22 protein-coding genes, 1 tRNA gene and 1 pseudogene are annotated in these 22,256 nt (G+C 51.0%); 3 read left to right on the forward strand and 21 right to left on the reverse strand.

The features are described 5' to 3' along the window. The first annotated feature begins 121 nt into the window (after positions 1–121). Together B0F88_RS18565 and B0F88_RS19975 are read left to right on the forward strand one after the other, a co-directional pair. A complete protein-coding gene (locus B0F88_RS18565; RefSeq protein ID WP_181049958.1) occupies positions 122–289 on the forward strand; it encodes a hypothetical protein in 168 nt (55 codons plus the stop codon). Continuing rightward, positions 276–626 (forward strand): annotated as a pseudogene (locus B0F88_RS19975) (DUF6868 family protein). Before B0F88_RS18565 ends, B0F88_RS19975 begins: the two are co-directional and overlap by 14 nt. A gap of 89 nt (positions 627–715) precedes the next feature. Here the strand turns inward: B0F88_RS19975 and B0F88_RS18575 are convergent. From B0F88_RS18575 to B0F88_RS18675, 21 genes are all read right to left on the reverse strand, one after another. After that, a tRNA-Lys gene (locus B0F88_RS18575) sits at positions 716–791 on the reverse strand. Between the two features lie 49 nt (positions 792–840). Continuing rightward, complete coding sequence (gene queC / locus B0F88_RS18580) at positions 841–1,518, reverse strand: 7-cyano-7-deazaguanine synthase QueC (protein WP_104425437.1); 678 nt, start codon at positions 1,516–1,518, stop codon at positions 841–843. Between the two features lie 6 nt (positions 1,519–1,524). Beyond that, a complete protein-coding gene (gene queE, locus B0F88_RS18585) occupies positions 1,525–2,166 on the reverse strand; it encodes a 7-carboxy-7-deazaguanine synthase QueE (RefSeq protein ID WP_104425438.1) in 642 nt (213 codons plus the stop codon). Positions 2,167–2,175: 9 nt separating this feature from the next. Continuing rightward, positions 2,176–3,000, reverse strand: coding sequence for a tol-pal system protein YbgF (gene ybgF / locus B0F88_RS18590; RefSeq protein ID WP_258076737.1), 825 nt, complete (start codon positions 2,998–3,000; stop codon positions 2,176–2,178). 18 nt (positions 3,001–3,018) lie between these two features. After that, positions 3,019–3,594: a peptidoglycan-associated lipoprotein Pal gene (pal, locus tag B0F88_RS18595; RefSeq protein ID WP_104425440.1), complete on the reverse strand. Its 576-nt coding sequence runs from the start codon at positions 3,592–3,594 to the stop codon at positions 3,019–3,021. Positions 3,595–3,659: 65 nt separating this feature from the next. Next, positions 3,660–4,943: a Tol-Pal system beta propeller repeat protein TolB gene (gene tolB, locus B0F88_RS18600; protein WP_104425441.1), complete on the reverse strand. Its 1,284-nt coding sequence runs from the start codon at positions 4,941–4,943 to the stop codon at positions 3,660–3,662. 81 nt (positions 4,944–5,024) lie between these two features. Further along, positions 5,025–6,530, reverse strand: a complete 1,506-nt coding sequence (gene tolA, locus B0F88_RS18605) for a cell envelope integrity protein TolA (protein WP_104425442.1) — start codon at positions 6,528–6,530, stop codon at positions 5,025–5,027. A gap of 6 nt (positions 6,531–6,536) precedes the next feature. After that, a complete protein-coding gene (gene tolR / locus B0F88_RS18610) occupies positions 6,537–6,980 on the reverse strand; it encodes a protein TolR (protein ID WP_445641284.1) in 444 nt (147 codons plus the stop codon). After that, positions 6,977–7,654 (reverse strand): protein TolQ, encoded by a 678-nt coding sequence (tolQ, locus tag B0F88_RS18615; protein ID WP_104425443.1) that lies wholly within the window; start codon positions 7,652–7,654, stop codon positions 6,977–6,979. The genes tolR and tolQ overlap by 4 nt, the downstream gene beginning before the upstream one ends. Beyond that, positions 7,644–8,090, reverse strand: a complete 447-nt coding sequence (gene ybgC / locus B0F88_RS18620; RefSeq protein ID WP_258076738.1) for a tol-pal system-associated acyl-CoA thioesterase — start codon at positions 8,088–8,090, stop codon at positions 7,644–7,646. The genes tolQ and ybgC overlap by 11 nt, the downstream gene beginning before the upstream one ends. Continuing rightward, a complete protein-coding gene (ruvB, locus tag B0F88_RS18625) occupies positions 8,083–9,114 on the reverse strand; it encodes a Holliday junction branch migration DNA helicase RuvB (RefSeq protein WP_219820926.1) in 1,032 nt (343 codons plus the stop codon). The genes ybgC and ruvB overlap by 8 nt, the downstream gene beginning before the upstream one ends. Beyond that, a complete protein-coding gene (ruvA, locus tag B0F88_RS18630) occupies positions 9,114–9,722 on the reverse strand; it encodes a Holliday junction branch migration protein RuvA (protein ID WP_104425445.1) in 609 nt (202 codons plus the stop codon). The genes ruvB and ruvA overlap by 1 nt, the downstream gene beginning before the upstream one ends. Next, positions 9,719–10,216, reverse strand: coding sequence for a crossover junction endodeoxyribonuclease RuvC (gene ruvC / locus B0F88_RS18635; RefSeq protein ID WP_104425446.1), 498 nt, complete (start codon positions 10,214–10,216; stop codon positions 9,719–9,721). The genes ruvA and ruvC overlap by 4 nt, the downstream gene beginning before the upstream one ends. Before the next feature lie 16 nt (positions 10,217–10,232). Then, positions 10,233–10,979, reverse strand: coding sequence for a YebC/PmpR family DNA-binding transcriptional regulator (locus B0F88_RS18640; RefSeq protein ID WP_104425447.1), 747 nt, complete (start codon positions 10,977–10,979; stop codon positions 10,233–10,235). 162 nt (positions 10,980–11,141) lie between these two features. Next, positions 11,142–11,783, reverse strand: a complete 642-nt coding sequence (locus B0F88_RS18645) for an HAD-IB family phosphatase (RefSeq protein ID WP_104425448.1) — start codon at positions 11,781–11,783, stop codon at positions 11,142–11,144. Then, positions 11,780–13,363 carry a phosphoglycerate dehydrogenase gene (gene serA / locus B0F88_RS18650; RefSeq protein ID WP_104425449.1) on the reverse strand — a complete coding sequence of 528 codons (1,584 nt, stop codon included), beginning with the start codon at positions 13,361–13,363 and terminating at the stop codon, positions 11,780–11,782. Before serA ends, B0F88_RS18645 begins: the two co-directional genes overlap by 4 nt. A gap of 102 nt (positions 13,364–13,465) precedes the next feature. Next, the gene (locus tag B0F88_RS18655; RefSeq protein ID WP_104425457.1) at positions 13,466–14,533 is read right to left on the reverse strand and encodes a L,D-transpeptidase family protein; all 1,068 of its coding nucleotides are present in this window, start codon (positions 14,531–14,533) and stop codon (positions 13,466–13,468) included. A 788-nt stretch (positions 14,534–15,321) separates the two neighbouring features. Beyond that, positions 15,322–16,014 carry a hypothetical protein gene (locus B0F88_RS18660; RefSeq protein WP_104425450.1) on the reverse strand — a complete coding sequence of 231 codons (693 nt, stop codon included), beginning with the start codon at positions 16,012–16,014 and terminating at the stop codon, positions 15,322–15,324. A gap of 53 nt (positions 16,015–16,067) precedes the next feature. Further along, positions 16,068–17,234, reverse strand: coding sequence for an HlyD family efflux transporter periplasmic adaptor subunit (locus B0F88_RS18665; protein WP_104425451.1), 1,167 nt, complete (start codon positions 17,232–17,234; stop codon positions 16,068–16,070). Beyond that, the gene (locus B0F88_RS18670) at positions 17,231–19,363 is read right to left on the reverse strand and encodes an ATP-binding cassette domain-containing protein (RefSeq protein ID WP_104425452.1); all 2,133 of its coding nucleotides are present in this window, start codon (positions 19,361–19,363) and stop codon (positions 17,231–17,233) included. Before B0F88_RS18670 ends, B0F88_RS18665 begins: the two co-directional genes overlap by 4 nt. Beyond that, positions 19,364–19,942, reverse strand: coding sequence for a TolC family protein (locus B0F88_RS18675; RefSeq protein WP_181049959.1), 579 nt, complete (start codon positions 19,940–19,942; stop codon positions 19,364–19,366). Between the two features lie 423 nt (positions 19,943–20,365). On the opposite strand from B0F88_RS18675, the gene B0F88_RS18680 reads away from it, so the two are divergent. Next, positions 20,366–21,775 (forward strand): amino acid permease, encoded by a 1,410-nt coding sequence (locus B0F88_RS18680; RefSeq protein WP_104425454.1) that lies wholly within the window; start codon positions 20,366–20,368, stop codon positions 21,773–21,775. The last annotated feature ends 481 nt before the right edge of the window (positions 21,776–22,256 follow it).

Raw genomic sequence — 22,256 nt, forward strand, 5'->3', positions numbered from 1 at the left:
ACTCAAAATTAAGCTACCAATCCCCGCTGGAATTTGAGCGGGAATTTTACAAGAAGACTGCTTAAGAAAGTGTCCTGTTTTAGTTGACCATTACAGTTCGGGTTCCGGTCTTTCTAAAATCATGGCTATTCCGGCGATGATTGCCGGCGCTATCGTTGGCACGCTGGTCTTTTCCGTATTTTTTGCCGTTCTGTTGATTCCATTGGGGATTGTTGGCTACAAAGCATGGCGATTGATGAAAACGGCGCAGCAACAAAACGTCCGTCAAACAGACAGTGAAAGTAACTAGGTATTTTATTAGCGATAAAAAAGCTGCAAACGTAATCCAAGAATCAGCGTCAGTCGCCGCAATTCAAAGCTTTCTAATTTACAGCACGTTGCTGAATTACAGTATAGTGGCTGTCTGTTTTTTAGTCTTTCGCTTCGTACACAGTTGGTTGTATCAACTACATAACCGCTAGTTCTCTGTATCGGCAGAGACATTCGATGTGATTCGTTATGCGGGAATGGCTGTCTACAAAGTAGGCATTCTCTATTATTTAACCTTGCCCCATATTTGGCTCTATGCCTTGATGCAATTGCGTCAATGTGCAATTCGGAATCGGCCAAAGCAGGACGCGGCATAACGAGCCATTACGCTAAGTCGCGTAAATCTCGCGTAACGAAATTTTAGGTATAAAAAAACCAGCTAAGTGCTGGTTATTTATAGTCTTTGTGGTGGGTCGTGCGCGATTCGAACGCGCGACCATCGCATTAAAAGTGCGGTGCTCTACCGGCTGAGCTAACGACCCAACAAAGACTGCCTATTATAATGACTAATTTAATAACGTCAACTTTTTTTTAATTTGATTGGTATTGCGTTGGATCTTTTATTTCCGCATCCATAAATCCGGCCGCCCTCAAACGACAAGCATCACATACTCGACATGCGCGTCCCTGCTCATCAGCGGAATAACAGGAGACGGTGCGGCGATAATCAACGCCTAATTCAACGCCTTGCTTAATAATTTCCGCCTTGCTGAGCGCGATCAGCGGGGTATGTATGGTGAAATGCTCGCCTTCTACACCCGCCTTAGTAGCCAGATTTGCTAATTGCTGAAATGCCTTGATAAATTCAGGCCTGCAATCCGGATAGCCGGAATAATCTACGGCATTAACACCGATAAAGATGTCAGTTAACTTTAAAACTTCCGCCCAACCTAAAGCGAAGGACAGAAAAATCGTGTTCCTTGCCGGCACATAGGTGACCGGTATGCCTTCCTGTGGGGCGTTGGGTACCGCAATATGCTCATCGGTCAGTGCGGACCCGCCAATCGAACTTAAGCCCAGCTTGATGATTTTATGATCTTCGACTTGATAATCCGCCGCTATCTGCGTAGCGGCTATAAGCTCGGCATTATGCCGCTGACCGTAATCAAAGCTTAAGGCGTAACATTTAAATCCCTGTTTTTTCGCAAGGGCAAGTACGGTAATTGAATCCAATCCCCCGGAGAGAAGGACTATGGCTTTTTTTTGCATATCGGTTTACTTACCTTGGGCATCATCCCAAAGTATTTTATGGAGTTGAAGTTGGAATCGAACAGGTAATCTGTCCTTAAGAATCTTTTCGGCAAGCTCGGTCGGGTTTTGCCGCCCCATCATCGGTGAAAACAATATGTCACAACGATCAGACAACGCATATTCGGCTAAAATGCCTTTAGACCAGTCGTAGTCCTTATCATTACCGATAACAAACTTGACCTGATCTTTTGCGGTCAGGTGTTCGATATTTTGATAGCGGTTTCTGCTTAATTCGCCCGAACTGGGTGTTTTAAGATCCATCACTTTAACAACGCGTGGATCGACTTCAGACACATCGAGCGCACCGCTGGTTTCAAGCGAAACGACATAGCCTTTATCGAGGAGTTTGGTCATTAACTCGATACAGCCCTGCTGCGCCAAAGGTTCTCCACCGGTTACGGTGATATATTTAGTGTCGTACTGCTTAACCTCTGCCATAACGGCATCAATCCCTATTTTTTTACCGCCGGTAAAAGCATAGGCCGTATCGCAATAAACACATCTTAGTGGACAGCCGGTGAGCCGAATAAACACCGTGGGCAGACCCACGGTATTCGACTCACCCTGTAACGAGTAAAAAATCTCAGTTATGCGTAATAAAGTCACAACTGCGATTTATTTAATATCATCAAGCAAAAGTATTTTTTTTGCCGCCAAACGGGCCGCTGTCGAGCCAGGAAAGTCCGTGGTAACGCGTGTTAAATATTCTCGCGCCTTTGCTGCATTTTTCTGCTCAACCTCGATGTAGCCCAGTTTCAGCAAAGCATCAGGCACTTTTGAACTGCCCGGATAATTTTCAATCACGCTGTTAAAGGCTTTACGTGCCGACTCAATGTCCTGGTTAACCCTATAGGCCTCGCCTAGCCAATATTGGGCGTTATTCGCATATTCACCTTTCGGATTTTTACCCAACAAAGCATTAAATTCGGCAATAGCCTGGGCAGTATGCCCGTTCCTGAGCGCTTCATACGCTTGTTGATATTGCTGCTTCTCATCTCCTGCGGCCTTCACAACATCCTGTTTTGGCGCGGGAGCCTGCTGTTTGGCGTCTGGAACCGCCTCAACTGGAGGCTCCGCCGTCTTGGCGTCAGATACAACCGAACCTTCCTGTGCTTGGGGATTTTCAGCAGCCGCAGGTTTGACGCCCTCCGCTTTTTTCTCAAGGCTCTGCATTCGCCCATCAAAGTCTGAATACATCGTACCTTGAGACTTTTTCATCTCGGCAATAAGATAAGCTTGCTCCTCCACCTTGCCTGTAAGCTGCCTCACTTCGACTTGCAATTGCTCCAGCTGCTTCATCATTTCATACAGTGCATTGTTAGCCGACGAAGGCTTTACAGCAGCACCGACCTCGACCTCTGGGTACATTGAGTTATCGACAACTGACGGGAGCTCTGAAGGTTCGGCACTGACAGCTCTGCAAACAAGCAGCAACGGCATGATAAGACGAGCTTTCATTTATTTGCCTTGATATACCAATTCAACGCGACGATTAAGCTCCCAGGCTGCTTCGTCGTGTCCAAATGCCGCGGGCTTTTCTTCGCCGTAACTGACGATTTCCAACTGCCCATCAGCAACGCCTTGGACTTTCATCATGCTGGCTACCGATTTTGCGCGCTGCTCTCCCAGAGCGATATTGTACTCGCGCGAACCACGCTCGTCGCCGTGACCTTCCATCACAATGCGTTGACCGGGATGCGCGACCAGATATTGTGCGTGCGCTGCAATAACCGGTACGAAGTCGTTCTGAACTTGGCTGCTATCCAGCATAAAATAGATAGTGCTTTTTGACAGCGGGTTGTTAGGATCGCTGAATTCAGGGCCTATGCCGGCATTCGGATACATTCCCGAAGCATTCATTTCCGACCCGGATAACCCCGAACCATTATTTAATCCGCGGGTTGAAGCATCGTTGATGCCGCTGGCCGCATTTTGAGTACCGTCGATCAGGCTAGCGTCTTTTTCATCCTCGCTACAAGCCGTCAGGATTACCGCACTTATTGCCAATGCCAATACTGTTTTATTCAATTTCATTTTTAATTCCCAAAAAAGTAATCTATTAATTTAATTTTACAAAAAAACCGTGTGCGCCCAGCCGACTAAGGTGACCATGCCGGCTCGCGAATTTCATTGCTATCGAATACCAGCTTCTGCTGCATTTTACCATCCAATGATACGGCCGATAAGTAACCCGCATTGCCTTTTCGCGAAGCATATAAAATCATACTGCCATTCGGCGCAAAACTAGGGGATTCATCCGACCGTCCGTCAGTTATTACATTAACCGCCTTGGTCGCCATGTCCATCACGGCAATACGGTAATCGCTGCCATTCCCATGCACCATCGCTATACTTCTGCCGTCCGGCGAGAAACTGGCTCTGGCGTTATAATTTCCTGAAAATGTCAGCCTTTTTTCGTCCCCGCCTTGGCTCGACACAATATACAGCTGCGGCTTTCCGCCTCGATCCGAGGTAAAAACAATGCTGCTTCCGTCAGGAGACCAGGTGGGCTCGGTATCAATTGCGGAATTGTTAGTCAATTTAGTTAAAGAGCGCGCCACCAAATTTAAGATGTAAATATCAGGACTGCCGTCTTTGGATAACGTCAAAGCCAATTTCCCACCATCGGGCGACCATGAAGGCGCGCCGTTGATACCGGGGAATTCCGCAACTCTGACTCGCTCGCCGGTAGCCAAAGTCTGAATATAAATTGCGGCTGATTTTTTCTCGAAGGACACGTAGGCTATTTTTCTGCCGTCAGGCGACCACGCCGGAGACATCAACGGCTCTACAGATGAGGCTATGGTTTGTGCATTAAATCCGTCCGCATCTGAGATTTGCAGTTTATGGTTACTTTGCCTGCCTTGCCTGCTGCTGGTAATGTAGGCAATACGTCCACTGAAAACACCTTTTTTACCGGTTAATTTTTCAAAAATAAGATCGCTGATATGGTGAGCGGTTCTTCGCAACTCTCCCGCTGAGGACGCCATTCGGTACCCCATTATTTGTTGCCCCTTATAGACGTCAAACAACTGAAATTGGACATTGTATTGACCGTGATCTTCGATCACCTGACCGATAACCATATAATTCTGCCCTAAAGCCTGCCAATCCTTAAATTGAATCGCCTCGGCAGTACTGGGTCTGGCCGGCATACTTTGTTTGTCCAGCGTTTTAAAATAACCGCTACGCCCTAAATCCGCATCAACAACAAAACTGACGTCAACCGGAACGCCCGACGCTCCTTGCATAGCGAAAGGAACCACTGAAATAGGCAATGCGCTCTCAATACCCTCAGTAATCTCGATCGTCATCTCTGCGTAGCTACTGGGCGCATAGAAACTGACCAGACTAATCAACAAAATTTTTCTAAAAAAACTCACTTGTTTACCTCAGTAACTTAACTGAAAAAAGACCATAAATAATCGCGGCGCCCATCTTTGTGATGATCGCACTGTCGCCGATTATCTGGAACGATCTGGATCAAACAAAAACTTAAATGACTTAAATTCTTTGGCCGCCAATTCTTTATCTTTGGGTACCGGAAGCGGCGATGCTCTGTGAACGGCGGTTTCTGCCGATCGGTCAAAAATCTCGTCCCCGCTGGAAGTAACAACCTTCGCGTCTACCACTGTGCCATCGGACATCAGCGTAACCTGAATTGTACACTTTAAACCCTCCGTAGAGGAAACGGGTCGAATCCAGCTCCGGGCTACTTTTTGCCGTATCGCTGCGGCGGCTGTTTTTATCGCTAGTTGGTCTTGCTCTGCATCCATTCTGGCCTGTTCCGCTTCCATCCTTGCCGCTTCGGCTCTTTCCGCTTCTGCTTTGGCTTGTGCGGCAGCGGCTTCGGCTTTCGCTTTTTCGGCCGCCGCTTTGGCTTTGGCGGCTTCCGCCTTTTCCGCTTCGGCCTTGGCTTGAGCGGCGGCTTCGGCTTTTGCTTTTTCTGCTGCTGCTTTGGCTTTGGCGGCTTCCGCCTTTTCCGCTTCAGCCTTGGCTTGAGCGGCGGCTTCGGCTTTCGCTTTTTCCGCCGCTGCTTTGGCTTTGGCGGCTTCCGCCTTTTCCGCTTCGGCCTTGGCTTGAGCGGCGGCTTCGGCTTTGGCTTTTTCTGCTGCTGCTTTGGCTTTGGCGGCTTCCGCCTTTTCCGCTTCAGCCTTGGCTTGAGCGGCGGCTTCGGCTTTGGCTTTTTCTGACGCGGCTTTGGCTTTGGCGGCTTCCGCCTTTTCCGCTTCGGCCTTGGCTTGAGCGGCGGCTTCGGTTTTTGCTTTTTCTGACGCTGCTTTGGCTTTGGCGGCTTCCGTCTTTTCCGCTTCGGCCTTGGCTTGAGTGGCGGCTTCGGTTTTTGCTTTTTCTGACGCTGCTTTGGCTTTGGCGGCTTCCGCCTTTTCCGCTTCGGCCTTGGCTTGAGCGACGGCTTCGGCTTTCGCTTTTTCTGACGCTGCTTTGGCTTTGGCGGCCTCCGCCTTTTCCGCTTCGGCCTTGGCTTGAGTGACGGCTTCGGCTTTCGCTTTTTCTGACGCTGCTTTGGCTTTGGCGGCTTCCGCCTTTTCCGCTTCGGCCTTGGCTTGCGCAGCCGCTTCGGCTTTTGCCTTGACTGCTTCAGCTTTCTCCGCTTGAGCTTTGGCCTGTGAAGCCGCCTCGGCTTTCGCCTTGGCCGCTTCGGCTTTCGCTGCTTCAACCTTCTCTACTTCGGCCTGTGCCGCAACTTCAGCTTGCTGCGCTGCCTGCTCAGCCGCTTGATTGACTTCCGGCTTCACTTTCTCTTCGACGGGACTTTTATCCTGCTTGACCGGCTCTGCGGCGGCAACCTTGGAGTCATCGATAATTTCCGCATGAATAATTTCCGGCGCGGCGTTCGACTCCGGCTTATCGGGCTTGAACAGGGCGCTTAACGCAAACAAGCCTAAGATCGTCAGATGTAACGCCAAGGCCAAAATGAACGGCCATGAAAATCTCTTTTTGCTATCCATCGAAATCTATTGTTCGCCCGACTTGGTCATTAAACCCACACTGGACACTCCGGCATTTTTTAATCCCGCCATCAGTGTAACCACAACGCCATAATCAATCCCCTTGTAAGCCCCGATTAGAACCTGGGTTTTCGGTTTCTGGCTTAACACTGCCATCACCCGGCCTTCCACCTCTTCAGGCTGCACCAGCTCAGGTTCCTTGTCATCAATAGTAATAAAATATTGGCTTTGTTCATTAATTGACACAACAACCGGTAAATTATCGCCTTCCGATTCCACGGTTGCGGACTCGGCTTGCGGAAGTTCGACTTGAACACCGGTTTGCAGCATCGGCGTTGTTATCATGAAAATAATCAACAACACTAAAGTTACGTCAATGTAAGGAACGACATTGATTTCCGCCATAGGCTTCCTGCGCCCATTTTTTCTACCCATTTGCGGCGCGCTCATTTTTGATGCGCCTGTCTTTGCAATAACACGACGAACTCTTCAACAAACAGCTCATACCGCCCGGTCAATCTATCCAACCGAGTCGAAAAACGGTTATAAGAAATAACGGCCGGAATCGCGGCAAACAGGCCGATGGCTGTTGCAATCAACGCTTCGGCAATACCCGGAGCGACTTGCGCCAAAGTCGCCTGCTTGACATTTCCCAGCGACATGAAGGAATTCATGATCCCCCATACCGTACCGAACAAACCGATGTAAGGACTGATCGAGCCGACCGTGGCAAGAAATGCCAAATGCTCATCCAGCCGTTCCAATTCGCGCGACAATTCGATACGCATGACCCGTTGCGCGCTTTCCACCTGCACGCCGGGCTCTACGTTGCCAGCTTGACGCATCCGGGAGAATTCTTTGTAGCCGGCCAGGAATATTTTCTCGATGCCTTCCGGTTCGAAGTCCTTAGCTGCCAGCTTTCTGTATAGATCGGCCAACACCACGCCGGACCAAAACTGCTCTTCAAATTCGTCGGTGATTTCAACCGCACGATTAAGCTCTTTGCGCTTGGTGAAAATAAAGGTCCACGATGACACCGATGCCGTCAGCAATATCAGCATTACGAATTGAACAACAAAGCTGGCTTCTTTAATTAAATGGAAAATCGATAAATCAGTGTTCATTTCTTGTGTGCTCTAAAATTGATCTAAATAAGGTTTCAGGAATCGCTTTAGGACGCATGGTTTGTGCATCCAAACAGGCAATTCGAACACTGCCCCTGCATAAAACATCGTCACCTCGTGAAATAACTTGCTCGAAAGTCAGGCTGGCTTTTTTAGCAAGACTCACTTTCGCACTCACTTGCAGTTGTTCATTAAACCGGGCGGGACTCAAATAATCGACCTGCACCGAACGCACGACAAAAATAATGCCTTCGACAGCGATTAGCTGATCCTGCTCATAACCGATTGCCCTAAGCATTTCGGTCCTTGCCCGCTCAAAAAACTTCAGGTAGTTGGCGTAAAACACCACGCCGCCGGCGTCGGTATCTTCGTAATAAACGCGTACCGGCCAGCTAAATTTTCCGCTCAGAACACCTTGCGCCTGACTACTATTCAAACAAGTCCTCAGTCATGCCCAGGTGTTTTGGGGGCTGCAAACCAAAATGCAAATAGGCATTTTGGGTAACCACGCGACCTCGGGGGGTCCGCATAATAAATCCCTGTTGCAGCAAATACGGCTCCACGACATCTTCAATGGTGCCACGTTCTTCACTGATCGCAGCGGCCAGCGTATCCAATCCTACCGGCCCGCCGGCAAAACCTTCAATCATCGCCATCAGCAGCTTGCGGTCTAATGAATCAAAACCGTTACTATCCACTTTCAACATTTCCAGAGCCTGAAAAGACAGCTCCTCGGTGATCGTGCCGTTGCCTTTTACTTCGGCATAATCCCGCACGCGGCGCAACAATCGGTTCGCAATCCGGGGCGTACCGCGAGAACGCCGGGCTATTTCATAAGCGCCTCGTTGTTCCATCGCAATACCCAACACCTTGGCTGAACGCGCCACAATATTGGCCAGCTCGTCAATCGTGTAAAACTCCAATCTCTGAACAATGCCGAAGCGATCGCGCAACGGCGATGTCAGTAATCCGGCGCGGGTCGTTGCGCCAACCAGCGTAAACGGGGGCAAATCGAGCTTGATGGAACGTGCCGCCGGGCCTTCGCCGATCATCAGGTCGAGCTGATAATCCTCCATGGCCGGATATAAAATCTCTTCAACCGCAGGGCTCAAGCGATGTATTTCATCGATGAACAACACATCATGGGCTTCAAGATTGGTCAGCAATGCCGCAAGGTCACCCGCTTTATCGAGTACAGGCCCCGATGTTTGGCGAATTTTAACACACATTTCAGCGGCTATGATATTAGCCAGCGTCGTCTTGCCCAAGCCGGGAGGTCCGAAAATCAACACGTGATCCAACGCTTCCTGCCGCGCCGTCGCCGCCTGAATAAAAATCTCCATTTGCTCTCGCAACTCTTTCTGGCCGACATAATCGGCAAGGCGCTTGGGGCGGATAGCCCGATCCTGGCGCTCTTCATCCGAATGACTGTGAGCTGTCACCATGCGGTCGCTTTCAATCATCTTACCGCGCCTTGTAACGCCAGTCTGATAATGTCTTCACAACTTTTGCCTGCACTGCTGATATTTTGCACCATTTTACCGGCATCCAGCGGCTTATAACCCAGCGAACACAAGGCGCTGATAGCTTCCTGCTTTGGGTTATTGACCGGCCGGGCTCTGTCACTGATCACTGCTGAATCGATGGAACCGCCTGAATCACTTAGACCCGGCAATCTGTCCCGCATTTCAATAATCAGCCGTTCGGCGGTTTTTTTACCGACTCCCGGCAAGCGTACCAAAGCTTGAGTGTCATTATTATGAATACACCGATGAAACTCTTCGGCGCTCTGCCCCGATAAAATCGTCAACGCCAACTTGGGGCCGACGCCATTGACCTTGATCAGGGTTCTGAACATCGACCGGTCCGCTTCAGTCGAAAACCCGAACAAAATATGCGCATCTTCCCGAACCACCAGATGGGTATGCAGCGTTATCTCGGAACCGATAGCGGGCAGATTATAAAACGTCGTCATCGGCGCTTCGACTTCATAGCCGACGCCGTTCACATCCAGCATTAACGCCGGCGGCGCCTTAAACGCCAGCTTGCCGCGCAGAAACCCGATCACCGCAACAAGCCTTGCTGCAAACGCTGTGCAGTTTGCTGATAATGGGCATGACAAATACTGATGCCCAGCGCGTCGCCCGCATCGATTTGTAACTCGCCTTGAATATTTAACAGAATTTTCACCATATGCTGAACCTGAATTTTCTCGGCGCTCCCCTTACCCACGATAGCCTGCTTGACTTGCCGGGCCGCATATTCGAATACCGGCAAACCGGTGGCCTGTACCGCGCAAATTGCCGCCCCCCTGGCCTGGCCCAACTTAAGCGCGGAGTCGGCATTTTTATGCATAAACACTTGCTCTATAGCCATTTGCTCCGGCTGGTAGCGTTCAACGACTTCCACAATGCCGTCAAAGATTTGTTTGAGCCGATCGGGAAAATAGTCGGCTTTGATATGAATACTGCCGCTGGCTATGTATTTATAACCGCGCGGCGAGTCTTCTATAATCCCGTAACCGGTTATTCTCGAGCCGGGATCTATCCCTAAAATTCGCATTCGCTACCGTAAACTATCAATCCAGTCCGTCCATAATTTCATCGCTGATGTCCGCATTGGAATAAACATTCTGAACATCGTCCAGATCCTCCAAACGGTCTATCAGTCGCATCATTTTTTCCGCGTCATTGGCATCCAGCTCGGCCGTCGTTGCCGCCTGCATCGTGACTTCGGCATTATCCGGCTCAAAACCTGCGGCAACCAAAGCATCCTTTACTTCCAGATAACTTTCCGGCGTAGTCATCACATCAACCGAACCGTCATCATTGACGATGACGTCTTCCGCTCCGGCTTCCAAAGCGGCCTCCATCAAAGCATCTTCATCGACGGAAGGGGCGTAGCTGAGAATGCCGATCTTGCTGAACATATAGGCTACAGAACCGTCCGTACCCAAGTTGCCGCCTGCTTTGGAAAAAGCATGGCGCACTTCGCCGACGGTACGATTGCGGTTATCGGTCAGGCAATCGACCATAACCGCCGTACCGCCGGGGCCGTAGCCCTCATACCGGACGACTTCGTAATTAACGCCTTCCAGCGCGCCGGACGCTTTTTTGATCGCAGTATCAATAGTATCGCGGCGCATATTCGCACCCAAAGCCTTATCCACGGCAGTGCGCAAAGATGGATTGCTGGCTGCATCCGGCCCGCTGGTTTTTACCGCTACGGTAATTTCCCTGAGCAATTTAGTGAAGATTTTTCCACGCTTAGCATCCTGCCCTGCCTTGCGATGCTTGATATTAGCCCATTTACTATGCCCTGCCATTACCCCTCTCTAAAGTACAGTTAAATTAATTACTTAGCAATTTGAAAAATAGATTAAAGGCGCAAGGCGAAAGACAAAGGGCGAAAGGTTTTTGCACTCTTTGTCTTTCGCCCCTTATCTTGTTTTATCCGCTTAAATCCGTCTAATCATCAATTACCAAGCTTATAAAATATACGACAATATCGAAACCAAGCTCGGTTCGGCGCTGTAAAAATCGGCCTGCTCTCGAACCACCGGCCGGTCGGCCACGCCGCCGAAACCGATCACAACGGCTCCGGCCTGCCTGGCTTCCATGTCGGTCTTGCCGTCGCCTACCATAACCAACGAACCTTGCGCTTTAAGCAAGCGCTTGCAAATCTCGGCTTTTCCGCCCGATCTGGCCAACGGCGAATCCCGGTCATAATCGCGGTAACTGCCGTCTTCATTGAAATAAATATCGACTGCGTGAACCTGGGTTTCAGGCAAACTCAAATATCTCGCCAGCGGCAAAATTGCCTGACGGATTCCGCCGCTGACAATATGCACTTCTCTGCCCGGCGCGGTTAAAGTTTCAAACACCTCTTTAACGCCATCGACTATCTGCTCAATATACAAATCAGCCAGCCAGTCGATGCTGTCCCGATCCGGCCTGATCAGCGACAAACGCTGTTCGTAAACCGCTTCGAGCAGCACCTCGCCATTCATCGCCGCATCGGTCAGCCGGGACATTTCCTCGCCCAAGCCGACGCGTCCGGCAAGTTCGTCGATACCTTCTATTTTGCTTAAGGTACTGTCGCAGTCAAAACAGATGACATCGAAACTCATAAGTTAATCTGGATAGCCTTATGTACGGCAGGAATATGACAGAGTTGCTGTAACAAATCTTCTGTCAACGGTTCGGAAACGCTGATAACCGCCATCGCCAACTGCTGTTCATCCGCGGTACCCACCTGCATTCTGGAGATATTGATATTGGCATTGCCCAGCACACTGCTGATCGCCGATATAACGCCCGGCTTGTCGTCATGCTGAGTCACTAATAAAGTTCCTACCGGCACCACTTCAATATCGAATTGATCGATGCAAACCAGACGGGGATGGCAACCACCGAGCAAGGTTCCGGCCAGCGTAATCGAATGGTCCGCGCAATGCCCGGTTACCTTGATCAGCGACAAATAATCCTCAGTTTCTTCGGTTTTCGATTCAACCAGCGCAATGCCTTGGCGCTTGGCGATGTTCTCCGCATTAACCCGGTTCACCGGCGTAGAAAATTGCCCGCTTAGCACGCCGATCAATGCGGAAACTGAAACCGGCCGCGCCTCGACTTCTGCCGCGCGGCCCATTAACGTCACTTCTATTTTTTCAATCGGCTTGGTCGCCAAACCCACCAACACCTTACCCAAGATATTGGCCAGCGTGATAAATTCGTGCGATTTTTTCAACTCTTCCGCAGACACTCTGGGCAGGTTTAACGCATTAACCGCTTCGCCGGTCTTCAAAAATGTAACCGCCTGCCGGGCAATTTCGACACTGACCGCCACCTGCGCTTCGGTAGTCGATGCGCCCAAATGCGGGGTAAAAACGATATTATCCAGCTCCAGCAACGGCGAGTTGGCGGGCGGTTCGTTTTCGTAAACATCCAGCGCCGCACCGGCTATGCGCCCGTTTTTCAACGCATCATACAGCGCCGCCTCGTCAATCAAGCCGCCTCTGGCGCAGTTGATAATCATCGCCTCTTTTTTCATGACCGCCAGCTGAGCACTGCCGACCACGTTGCGGGTCTTTTCAATCAACGGGCAATGCAGAGTCAAATAGTCCGCTCGGGTCACCAGCTCGTCCAGACTGACCGACTCAACACCCAAATCTTCGAATATTTCCGGCGCGACAAACGGATCATACGCAATCACCTGCATTTTCAGGCCCAAACCGCGTTGCGAGACGATCCGCCCGATGGTGCCGAATCCGAGTATCGCCAAGGTTTTATGGGCGATTTCCGATCCCATCAGCTTGGAGCGTTCCCATTTTCCGGCGCGAACCGAACGGTCTGCGGTCGGCAAATGACGGCTCAGAGACATCATGTGCGCAATCGCCAATTCGGCTGTCGTTGTCGCATTCGCATCCGGCGTATTCATTACAATAATCCCCAGCTCGGTTGCTGCGGGAATATCGACATTATCGACACCGATGCCGGCGCGGCCTATCAGCTTCAGGTTCTTTGCCGCCTGCAAAACCTTTTTTGTCACCTGAGTATCGCTACGGATCAACAGTGCATCATAATCGCCGATGACGCCGCATAGCTGGTCCTCATTGAGCCCGGTCTCTATATGTATTTGTATGCCGGATTGATCATTTAGGTAATTGATGCCGGCTTCTGCTAATTTGTCGGAAATAAGGATTTTTTTCAAAGGAATGTACCGGAAAAACTATACGTTAAAAATCAAGTGGTTTAACAGATTTACCCGCAGGGCTCGGCCCTACGGGTATAAACAGTTTCCAAGACGCCAGCCTTAATTGCCGTGATAATAACCATCTGGAGAGGGTTTTCGCGCGGGGGGCTTCGGTGCTGGCGCAGCCTGTACCGGCGATTGCATCGGCATAGACGACGCTGACGCTTCACCCAGTGGAGGCAAGCGCTCATAGATTGGCGTAGGCTCCCCACTCTGATTCTTAAGCGCCAAATTTAATGCTTTTTGATCATAATCAGGCATTTCCTGATTATTGGCTTTTTGAATCAATCTTAACGCTGTAGCGAAGCGCTGATCCAGCGTCGTTTCTTCGCCCTCAAGATCAGGATGCGCTTCTACATAAAGAACATTGTTCAGCCAGCCAACCTTGATCGGCTGTTTGACAATATAGACCGGCGTCCCGACTGCAACCAAATCGTATAACTCCTCGACATCCTTGGGATACATCCGAACGCAACCATGCGTTATCTGCATGCCTATGCCGTGAATCTTGTCAATATCGGTGCCGTGTATCCGGTATTCTCCGGGCAAGTCAAGATGCAGCGCCCGCGACCCCAGAGGATTGTGCGGTCCCGGCGGAACAATAAGCGGTAAAGGGTCGCCGTTCGCGGCATGTTCGCGCCGTATCGACTCAGGCGGATGCCAAGAAGGATTCATGATTTTCCGTGCAACTTTGGTTTTACCCAACGGCGTCTTCCAATCCTGTCTGCCGACGCCATGCGCATAAGACATGACCTGCCGGGGCTTTTCGCCTTTTTTGGTCGGCGGGTAATAATACATGCGGTATTCGGAAATATTTAAGGTAATGCCGTTATGCGGCGAATCCGGCAAAATACGCATATTAGATAAACGGACAATCTCGCCTTTTCTAACCAGCCAACGATCGACATCCGGGTTTAACCTGACTATTTCAGTTTGCCCCAAAAGAAAGCGGCGCGCCACGTCCAATAAGGTTTCGTCCTGCTCTGCGCGGGTTAGAGCCATACCATCAGGATACTGGACGATTACGCTATCATTGCTATTTTCCGGCATTTCATAAGTCGTAGCATTGGCATGACCGCCAATGACGGACAGCAAGATAGTAAAAACGAGTAGTGCGCGAATATTCATTGCGATAAATTTCTCAAAAACCATATAAAAATAATAATTCTTTTCAAGCGCCAGCAATGTTTGCTGGTCCGGGCAGGGACAGATCCGCAACCCGATCGGCAATACCCAGCTAATTACTCAAGATCTGCCAATCTAAAAAAGTTCCTATATTATCATGCAAGGCCGATTCGAGCATAGTTTAGCTGATTTACTGGATGGGATTTAAAATGCGGAGAAAGATTAATATTTACTTTGACATAAAACAACGTTGATTGACTATGCCGGCCGATTTCCGATCATGGTTTCAACTTTATCAATCAGAATTACGCGCGACCTGTCACTCTCGCAGTATGCCGCCCACATCTGACAAAACAGGGTTTCCATGTGCGCCACATAGGCATTAATATCGCACAGCTGCGAAACAGCCACCTGCTCCCGTAACAACGCCGACCGCTACGCAAAGCAGCGCAGTCCCGAGCCAGACGAACAGCCGCCTCCACATAGCCAAGCTCATCGACAGCCACCCAACCCGGCTGACCCAGCGCACTCATAAAACTCGCACCCATGCGCCCGACAAAATTGCCGCCCGCCAAGGTCACCAAAAAGCCTGCAAAGTTGCGCTACCGCCGTTGTAAGGAGCGGGGCGAAAAGCTGTATTAATTACTGTGTCATCTCTTCCAGCCCGCAGAACAATGGTCCTGGGAAGGAATTTATTGACTGATGAACAGCCCTTTCTCCCGACAGGGCAAATCCGCCGGGAGCGAATTTACACTCGCTCCCGGAATGCCGGACAGGCTAGTCCTGCAGATTCATATCACAGTTTGGGTAATACTGGCATCAATCAACAACTGCGCATAACTACCCTGATTGTAGACATCGTAGGTGTGGCCGTTATTGGTCACCGTACCCACCGAAGCCCCCCATCCGCTGGAATTGACCGCATCCCCCGCATTGCCGTCTATCACCACTTGATGGCGCTGCTCAGGATTAATAAAGTTGGCTCCGCCTGCGGCAAGATCATACGTGCCATCAGCCCAGCCATTGGCATTGTTAAAGTTATTGAATCCTGCCATATCCAGCACATCCTTCAAACCCAGCGTCAGTGTGTTGTCGCCGCTTCCGCTTAGATCGATGCGTTCGATGGATTCGATGCGTGAAGCGCTGCCGGGTGTGCTGCCGCCTTGATTGACGATGGCGTCGCTCAGACTGCCGCCGTTGAAGCTGAGGCTGTCGGCGACGACGCTGACGCCGTTGGCGTCGGTTTGTCCGGCTTGGACGGTGTAGCTGAACACCAGCTCGGTGCCTCCGGAACCGGACACATAGCTGGCCTGAACCAGATTACCGCCGATGTTGAGCGCCAGTCGGGGACTGCCGGTAACGGTAGTGGCTTCGCTCATCGTTACGGTGATACTGACCGTGTCCTCGGCATTGAGCGTATTGTTTTGGATGCCGGTAGCGGAAGTGATGGCGATACTGCTGATGGTGGGGGCTTGTCCGGGCATGATGATTCTCTCAAGTTAATATTTAAGATATTGGCGCTTTGGTTTTTTTATTTTCAACGTTCATTCATCGCCCCGCCAAAAGCCTTAAACACCGGCTTAGCGAGGTACTGCAATACGGAGCGGCTGTCGGTGCGGATATCCACCGTGGCAGTCATCCCGGGTTTAAGCGGCACATTGGCCAGTTTGGGGTTGGCTTTGCTCTTGTCGGTATCGACTTGCACTTGGCCGCGATAATAGGTGATGGTTTGGCTGCTGCCCTCCTGTTCGGTGAGTGTGTCGGCACTAACATAGCTGAGTACGCCTTGCAGGGTTCCGTAGGTTGAGTAATCGAACGCATCGAGCTTGATGGTCGCCGGTAAGTTGGGGCTAAGTTGGCCGATGTCGACGGGATTGACTTTAATTTCGATGACCATGCCGCCTTCCGTGGGCGATATCTGCATCAGTTCATCCCCAGCGCGCAGCACGCCGCCTATGGTGTTGATCTTCAGATATTTGACGACTCCGGCTACGGGCGATGTCAGTTCGGTATGGCCGAGCACGCTTTGCCGTTCTTCAAGCTTGTAGCGGCTTGAGGCCAGCTCTTCCTCCAGCTTGGCGATTTCCAGCCGGGCCTCTTGCAGGTATTTGTTATTCACCGCGTTAATCCTGCCTTGCAATTCGACGACTTGTCTTTTGGAACGCATGACTTCCAAACGGCTGGTGTCGCCGGTCTTGAGCAGGGATTCGTTCATGCGCAGTTCTTCCTGCGCCATATCGAGACTGTCTCTCAGTGTCGCCAATTCTTCCTGCAAGCTTTGCTTGCGTTGCTTATATAAAGCTTGCTGAACCGCGCCGAACTCAGGAAAGCCTTTGAGTTTTTCTTTAAATTTTGGCGCACGGCCGGCCGCCTCCGCTTGAGCCCGCTCCAATGCTGCGGCAATCGCCGCGACTTTGGCACGGCTTTCTTCGTAGCCGGCATTGGAACGGTCGCTTTCAAGGACGGCGAGGCGTTCACCGGCCACAACACGTTGGCCTTCATGAATCAGAATATGGGATAAAACTCCACCATCGGCCGCCTGTATAATCTGGGTGCGCGCGCTGGGGATGACTTGCCCTTGCGCGCGCACGGTCTGATCGATCTCGAACAATGCGGCCCAGAGCAAGAATACGATCAGTCCGATGAGCAACAACATTGTCATCGATATAGGGCTTGGCCGGATGTGCCGGGTTCCGGTGTTCATGCGCTTTGGCTCAGTGCCGATGCCGGCGAAGGGGTTTGCAGTTGCTGCAAGATTTGCGCTTTGGGGCCGTCCATAACGATCTGGTGGTTGGCAACAACGATGAGGCGGTCGACCAGTTCCAGCATTTCCGCTTTGTGGGTTACCAGGATCAGGCTATCTCCAGGTTTGAGCGATTGCCTGAACAACTGGGTGACTTGCAGTTCCAGGCTGCGATCCATTGAAGCGGTCGGCTCATCCAGCAGCCAGATGCTTGGCTTGCGCAGGAAGACCCGGGTGAGGTTGACCAGTTGCCGTTGTCCGCCCGACAGGCCGCTGCCGCCCTCGAAAATCTCTTTCTCCAAGCCTTTCGGATGCTGGCTAATGACGGCCTGCAATAAGCCGGTCTGCCGGGCAGCCTCCAGGATGACCTGATCCCCTGGATCGAGCTGGCCGAGAATGAGGTTGTCGCGCAATGTACCGGCGAACAATCGGCCATCCTGCTGTACATATCCCAGGTACTCGGCCAAGACCGGCTTGGCGATATGGCTCAGATCGACATCGTCAAGCAGGATGCGTCCTGCCTGGGGTTTATACATCCCGGACAAGAGACGCAGCAAGGTGGTTTTGCCGGCTCCGACCGGACCCAATACGCCTACTTTTTCGCCGGGGTGGATGGAAAGCCCCGGCACAGTCAATGCCATGTTGCCGTTATAGTTGGCGATGACCGATTCAAGTCTGTAGTGTCCACGGATGTTCTCGAGCACGACCGGTTGTTCATGGCCATGATGGTCGTCCTGAAGGGCCCAGAGGCGATCCAGTCCTTGCAGGGCTGCTTTACTGTGCGCCCATTGCATCAATTGGCTCGGTATCATCGCAACCGGGGCGAGCACGCGGCCCGACAAAATGGAACAGGCTATCAGCCCGCCCATGCTGAGATCGCCCTTGCTGACCTGCAATGCGCCGAAAGCGACCAGCAGGATATAGGAAAACTGCTGAAAGGCGGCAGTCAAATGCTGCGAATGTTCACTGATATTACGCATTTGCAGTTCTTGTTCGCGCGCGTCATTGGTGGTTTTCATCCAGCGCGAGAGCATGCGCCAACCGCCTTGGCCGGACTTGATGGTTTCGGCGCCTTCGACGGTTTCGACCAGCAACCCGGTCTTGAAGTTGCTCGCCGCCATGGCTTTGTCCGCGAAGGCCTCGACCCGCTTCTGATAATAGCCGCCGATGGCGCACGAGAAGATGAAGAATATAAGCGGAATCATCGCCAACCAGCCGGCGATCAGCGCAATGAGCAGCATGAAGATCAGGGCAAAGGGCGCATCAATCAGGAAGTTTGTGGTCATGGAGGTAAAAAAGCCGCGCACGGTCTCGTATCCGCGCATCTGTCCGGCCAAGCCGCCCACGCTCTGCGGCAGCTGATCCAGCCTGATCGACAGGAAACGCATGTAGATAGTGCGTGCCAAGCGCTGATCTACCATGTCGATCAGGCGATCATAGATATTCGTGCGAACCCGTTTGGCAACCAGTTCGAACAGGATCGCCGCGAGTACGCCCAAAGTCAGGACCAGCAGGGTCTGCGATGCACCGGTCGGCACCACGCGGTCGTATATCTGCATGCTGTAGAAGGAAGTTGTCATTGCAACGATGTTGATCACAACGCCGCCGACAATAGCTTCCCAGATGAGTCGTCTGTGGGCAAAAATCTCCTGGCGGATAAGTTGGTAAACCGGACTGGCGCCGGCGCTATAAGGCTTGCTCAATTTGAGCGAAGCAAAGATATGACCGGTCAGCATGTCGTCGGCTTGTTCATACCATCGGCCGGTTTGCGCATCCCACCACTCGCTAATCCATTGGCTCTGGGCGTTATTGCCGCGGAGCACGCCCCACTCGCCCTCCCGTTCACCATTTTGTATGTAGATCAGCGTAGGCACAATAGCCGCATCCGGCGCATTGAGCCAGCGCGGGGCGCTCACTTGAAGATGTTCGGCGACGATTTTAAGGCGGTTCTGCGGCTTATTCGTCTGAGAGGATACAGCCGCTTCGGCCGCTTCCTGCAACGCAAGACGGTCTACGGTTTCATGCTGCAAGTGTGCGAGCCGTGCCAGGCAAGGTAGCAAATTCGTTGCAGCCTCTACTTCGTCACTCAACTATGCCCCCTTCGAAACGGCCGCAAGGCCCTGAGTGTAAATCGAAAGACGCCAGGAACTAAGTATTTGGATGGCCTGAGTGTCTGCTATCTGCACTTCGATCTGAACCAGTTCCCGTACAGCATTCATCGTATCCTGCCAGGTTCTGCGGCCGGCGAGAAATTGGCGGTCGTAGGATTCGGAAACATTTTCAGCCGCTTTGAGCGAGACTTTAAGTGCCGCCAGGCGCTGTTCCGACGAAACAGCCAGCGCATGATCGGCAATGACCTGCTCGTTGACCGTGCGATTTTGCGCCTCGACTTCCTCCAAGGCGGCCCGGTGTTGCAACTTAGCCCCTTCAATATTGGATAGACTGGAAAGACCGGCGCCAAAATGGCTGCTGACTCCAATAAAAAGACGGTTTTCCGGCGATGCGTCTCTATAGGACGGGTTGCCGTATTGCCGTTCCGCGCGCACATAAACCTCCGGTGAAAGATCGGACCGGCGCTCGGCAATGACAGCTTCCTGCACACTGGCCTGCGCCTGTGCTCTTTGGATCGTCGGATTGATTGATAATGCCTGGTTAAGCAGTGTTTGCAAGTCAGCATTTACCGGACGGGGTGCTGCAACCGCCGTATTTAACGCGGAGGCATCAATCTGCCGCCCAAGCAACTGCCCTAGGAGGCTGTCGGATTATAGTTCATTAGAAATAGTAATTTATTGAATAATAGAAAAACATCCTGCTAATAAAAACAGTTAAAAATAAATATGTTTTTGCGATTTCTAAATCCGACAGCCCCCTAGAAAAAACCGGCTGGTTTGAACTGCTAGCTACACGATTTCATTATGTCTCATAAAATTGCCAATGTATGTCGGCAAAAACTTATCTTTTCATAAGCTTAAAACTACAACTTGTTTTATGGATTAAATTCTCCAATCTATGCGCCAGACTTTGAGGATTATCGCTATTACCCCTATAATCCAAACAATACAACATATTAACTAATAACGAGAGACCTCCCCATGTCCATGAAAATTTTTCGCAGCAAGCGCCTTACTTCAGACGATGACACAGAAAGCGGCCTAAAACGTTGTCTGTCTAAATGGGATCTGGCTTTTCTCGGTATAGGCGCCATTATAGGTACCGGTATTTTTGTACTGACCGGAATCGCGGCCGCCACCCAATCCGGGCCGGCTATAATGCTATCGTTTGTGATTGCTGGGCTCGCCTGTGCTTTTGCAGCCTTGTCTTATGCCGAATTGTCCGCTTCGGTCGGCGGCTGCGGCAGCGCCTACGGCTACAGCTATGTTGCTTTCGGTGAAATATTCGCCTTTATTATCGGCTGGGATTTACTGCTGGAATACAGCCTCGCCGTGGCGACCGTCGCCAACGGTTGGTCAGGCTATTTTGACAACGCGTTGACCGCCATCGGCATCCCGCTGCCAGATATGCTGACCAAAGCGCCTAAACTCGGCGGCCTGATTAACTTGCCTGCATCCGCCATCATTTTGATATTAATGATACTGCTGATCATGGGTGTAAAACACAGCGCCAAAGTCAACAACGCGATGGTGTTTGTAAAACTACTCACCATCACCGTCTTTATCGCTGTTGCGGTATTCAATGTCCACCCAGAAAACTGGCATCCATTCATGCCGTTTGGCTGGTTCCAAACCTTGCCTGACGGCAAAACCACCGGCGTTTTGGCTGGGGCATCATTGGTCTTTTTTGCCTATGTCGGCTTCGATGCGGTATCCACCGCAGGCGATGAAGCTAACAATCCGCAACGCGACCTGCCTTTCGGCATCGTCAGCTCGCTTAGCTTTTGCACCGCCATCTACATCTTGGTATCGGGACTGCTGACCGGCGTCGTCAACTACACCGAATTAAACGTATCCTCTCCTGTTGCCCATGTCCTGAATTTGCTAGGTTACAACTGGGCATCGGCACTGATCTCGACTGGCGTTATTGCGGGACTTACCACTGTCATGCTGGTATTGTATTACGCGCTGACCCGTATTATCTTCGCAATGTCCCGCGACGGTTTGCTATCGCCGTTCTTTGGCGAAGTGAACACCAAAACCCAGACGCCGGTACGCGTCATAGTATTGTGCGGCATTATTATGGCGATAGCCGCCGGCTTCATACCGCTAGGCGATCTGGCCGAACTGGTCAACATCGGCACCTTGGCCGCATTCGTATTGGTATGTTTAGGGGTACTGGTACTACGCATCACCAAACCTGACATGAAGCGCCCGTTCCGCTCGCCGTTCAGCCCGTTATTTCCAGCCTTGGGCATGCTGTCATGCACCGCGTTGATGGCGTTTTTGCCTGCCCTTACTTGGCTGCGCTTTGTCATCTGGTTGGTTATTGGGCTGATTGTGTATTTTTCTTATTCAGTGCATCACAGTAAACTGGCAAAAGCAGATTAAATCTAAAATCAGCTTAAATAAACCGGACTTAGGTTCTTTTCCACAATTTCTGTGGATAACTCTGTGTACAAGCTATAGATACCGCTACTCAGCTGCGATAAAACCTGTCTTTGGGTTAAATTGTAGCATTTTTATACAGCAATTTAATGCATGAATAATCAATAAGTTAGATTTACGCAATATGCCTAGGCGGCGTCTGAGGCAGCGGGTTTCCGCATGAATGCCCACAAACTCAATCTGTGCATAAGCTGCGACCGCCAAAGCTATGGCCTAAATTTTAACCGGTGTTTTTTATCTCTGCCAAAGTCGGCGCTGTAAAAGTACATGACAATATCAAGATGACTACGGCTTTTCACCGCAACATTCTTGGTTTTAAAAACTGCGGGCAAAAAAAAACCCAAGCGTTTCGGCTTGGGTTTTTGATTTAAGAGCTTGGCAATTCCCTACTTTCGCATGGCAAACTGCCACACTATCATCGGCG

Origin of the sequence: Methylobacter tundripaludum (assembly GCF_002934365.1) — a bacterium.
Taxonomy (GTDB): Bacteria; Pseudomonadota; Gammaproteobacteria; order Methylococcales; family Methylomonadaceae; genus Methylobacter_A; species Methylobacter_A tundripaludum_A.

Bases quoted from the DNA above. Each gene is read 5' to 3' on its own strand.
- B0F88_RS18565 (WP_181049958.1), top strand. From the start codon at position 122: ATGGCTATTCCGGCGATGATTGCCGGCGCTATCGTTGGCACGCTGGTC.
- queC (WP_104425437.1), bottom strand. From the start codon at position 1,518: ATGCAAAAAAAAGCCATAGTCCTTCTCTCCGGGGGATTGGATTCAATT.
- ybgF (WP_258076737.1), bottom strand. From the start codon at position 3,000: ATGCCGTTGCTGCTTGTTTGCAGAGCTGTCAGTGCCGAACCTTCAGAG.
- pal (WP_104425440.1), bottom strand. From the start codon at position 3,594: ATGAAATTGAATAAAACAGTATTGGCATTGGCAATAAGTGCGGTAATC.
- tolA (WP_104425442.1), bottom strand. From the start codon at position 6,530: ATGGATAGCAAAAAGAGATTTTCATGGCCGTTCATTTTGGCCTTGGCG.
- tolR (WP_445641284.1), bottom strand. From the start codon at position 6,980: ATGAGCGCGCCGCAAATGGGTAGAAAAAATGGGCGCAGGAAGCCTATG.
- tolQ (WP_104425443.1), bottom strand. From the start codon at position 7,654: ATGAACACTGATTTATCGATTTTCCATTTAATTAAAGAAGCCAGCTTT.
- ruvC (WP_104425446.1), bottom strand. From the start codon at position 10,216: ATGCGAATTTTAGGGATAGATCCCGGCTCGAGAATAACCGGTTACGGG.
- B0F88_RS18640 (WP_104425447.1), bottom strand. From the start codon at position 10,979: ATGGCAGGGCATAGTAAATGGGCTAATATCAAGCATCGCAAGGCAGGG.
- B0F88_RS18645 (WP_104425448.1), bottom strand. From the start codon at position 11,783: ATGAGTTTCGATGTCATCTGTTTTGACTGCGACAGTACCTTAAGCAAA.
- B0F88_RS18655 (WP_104425457.1), bottom strand. From the start codon at position 14,533: ATGAATATTCGCGCACTACTCGTTTTTACTATCTTGCTGTCCGTCATT.
- B0F88_RS18660 (WP_104425450.1), bottom strand. From the start codon at position 16,014: ATGCCCGGACAAGCCCCCACCATCAGCAGTATCGCCATCACTTCCGCT.
- B0F88_RS18665 (WP_104425451.1), bottom strand. From the start codon at position 17,234: ATGAACACCGGAACCCGGCACATCCGGCCAAGCCCTATATCGATGACA.
- B0F88_RS18680 (WP_104425454.1), top strand. From the start codon at position 20,366: ATGTCCATGAAAATTTTTCGCAGCAAGCGCCTTACTTCAGACGATGAC.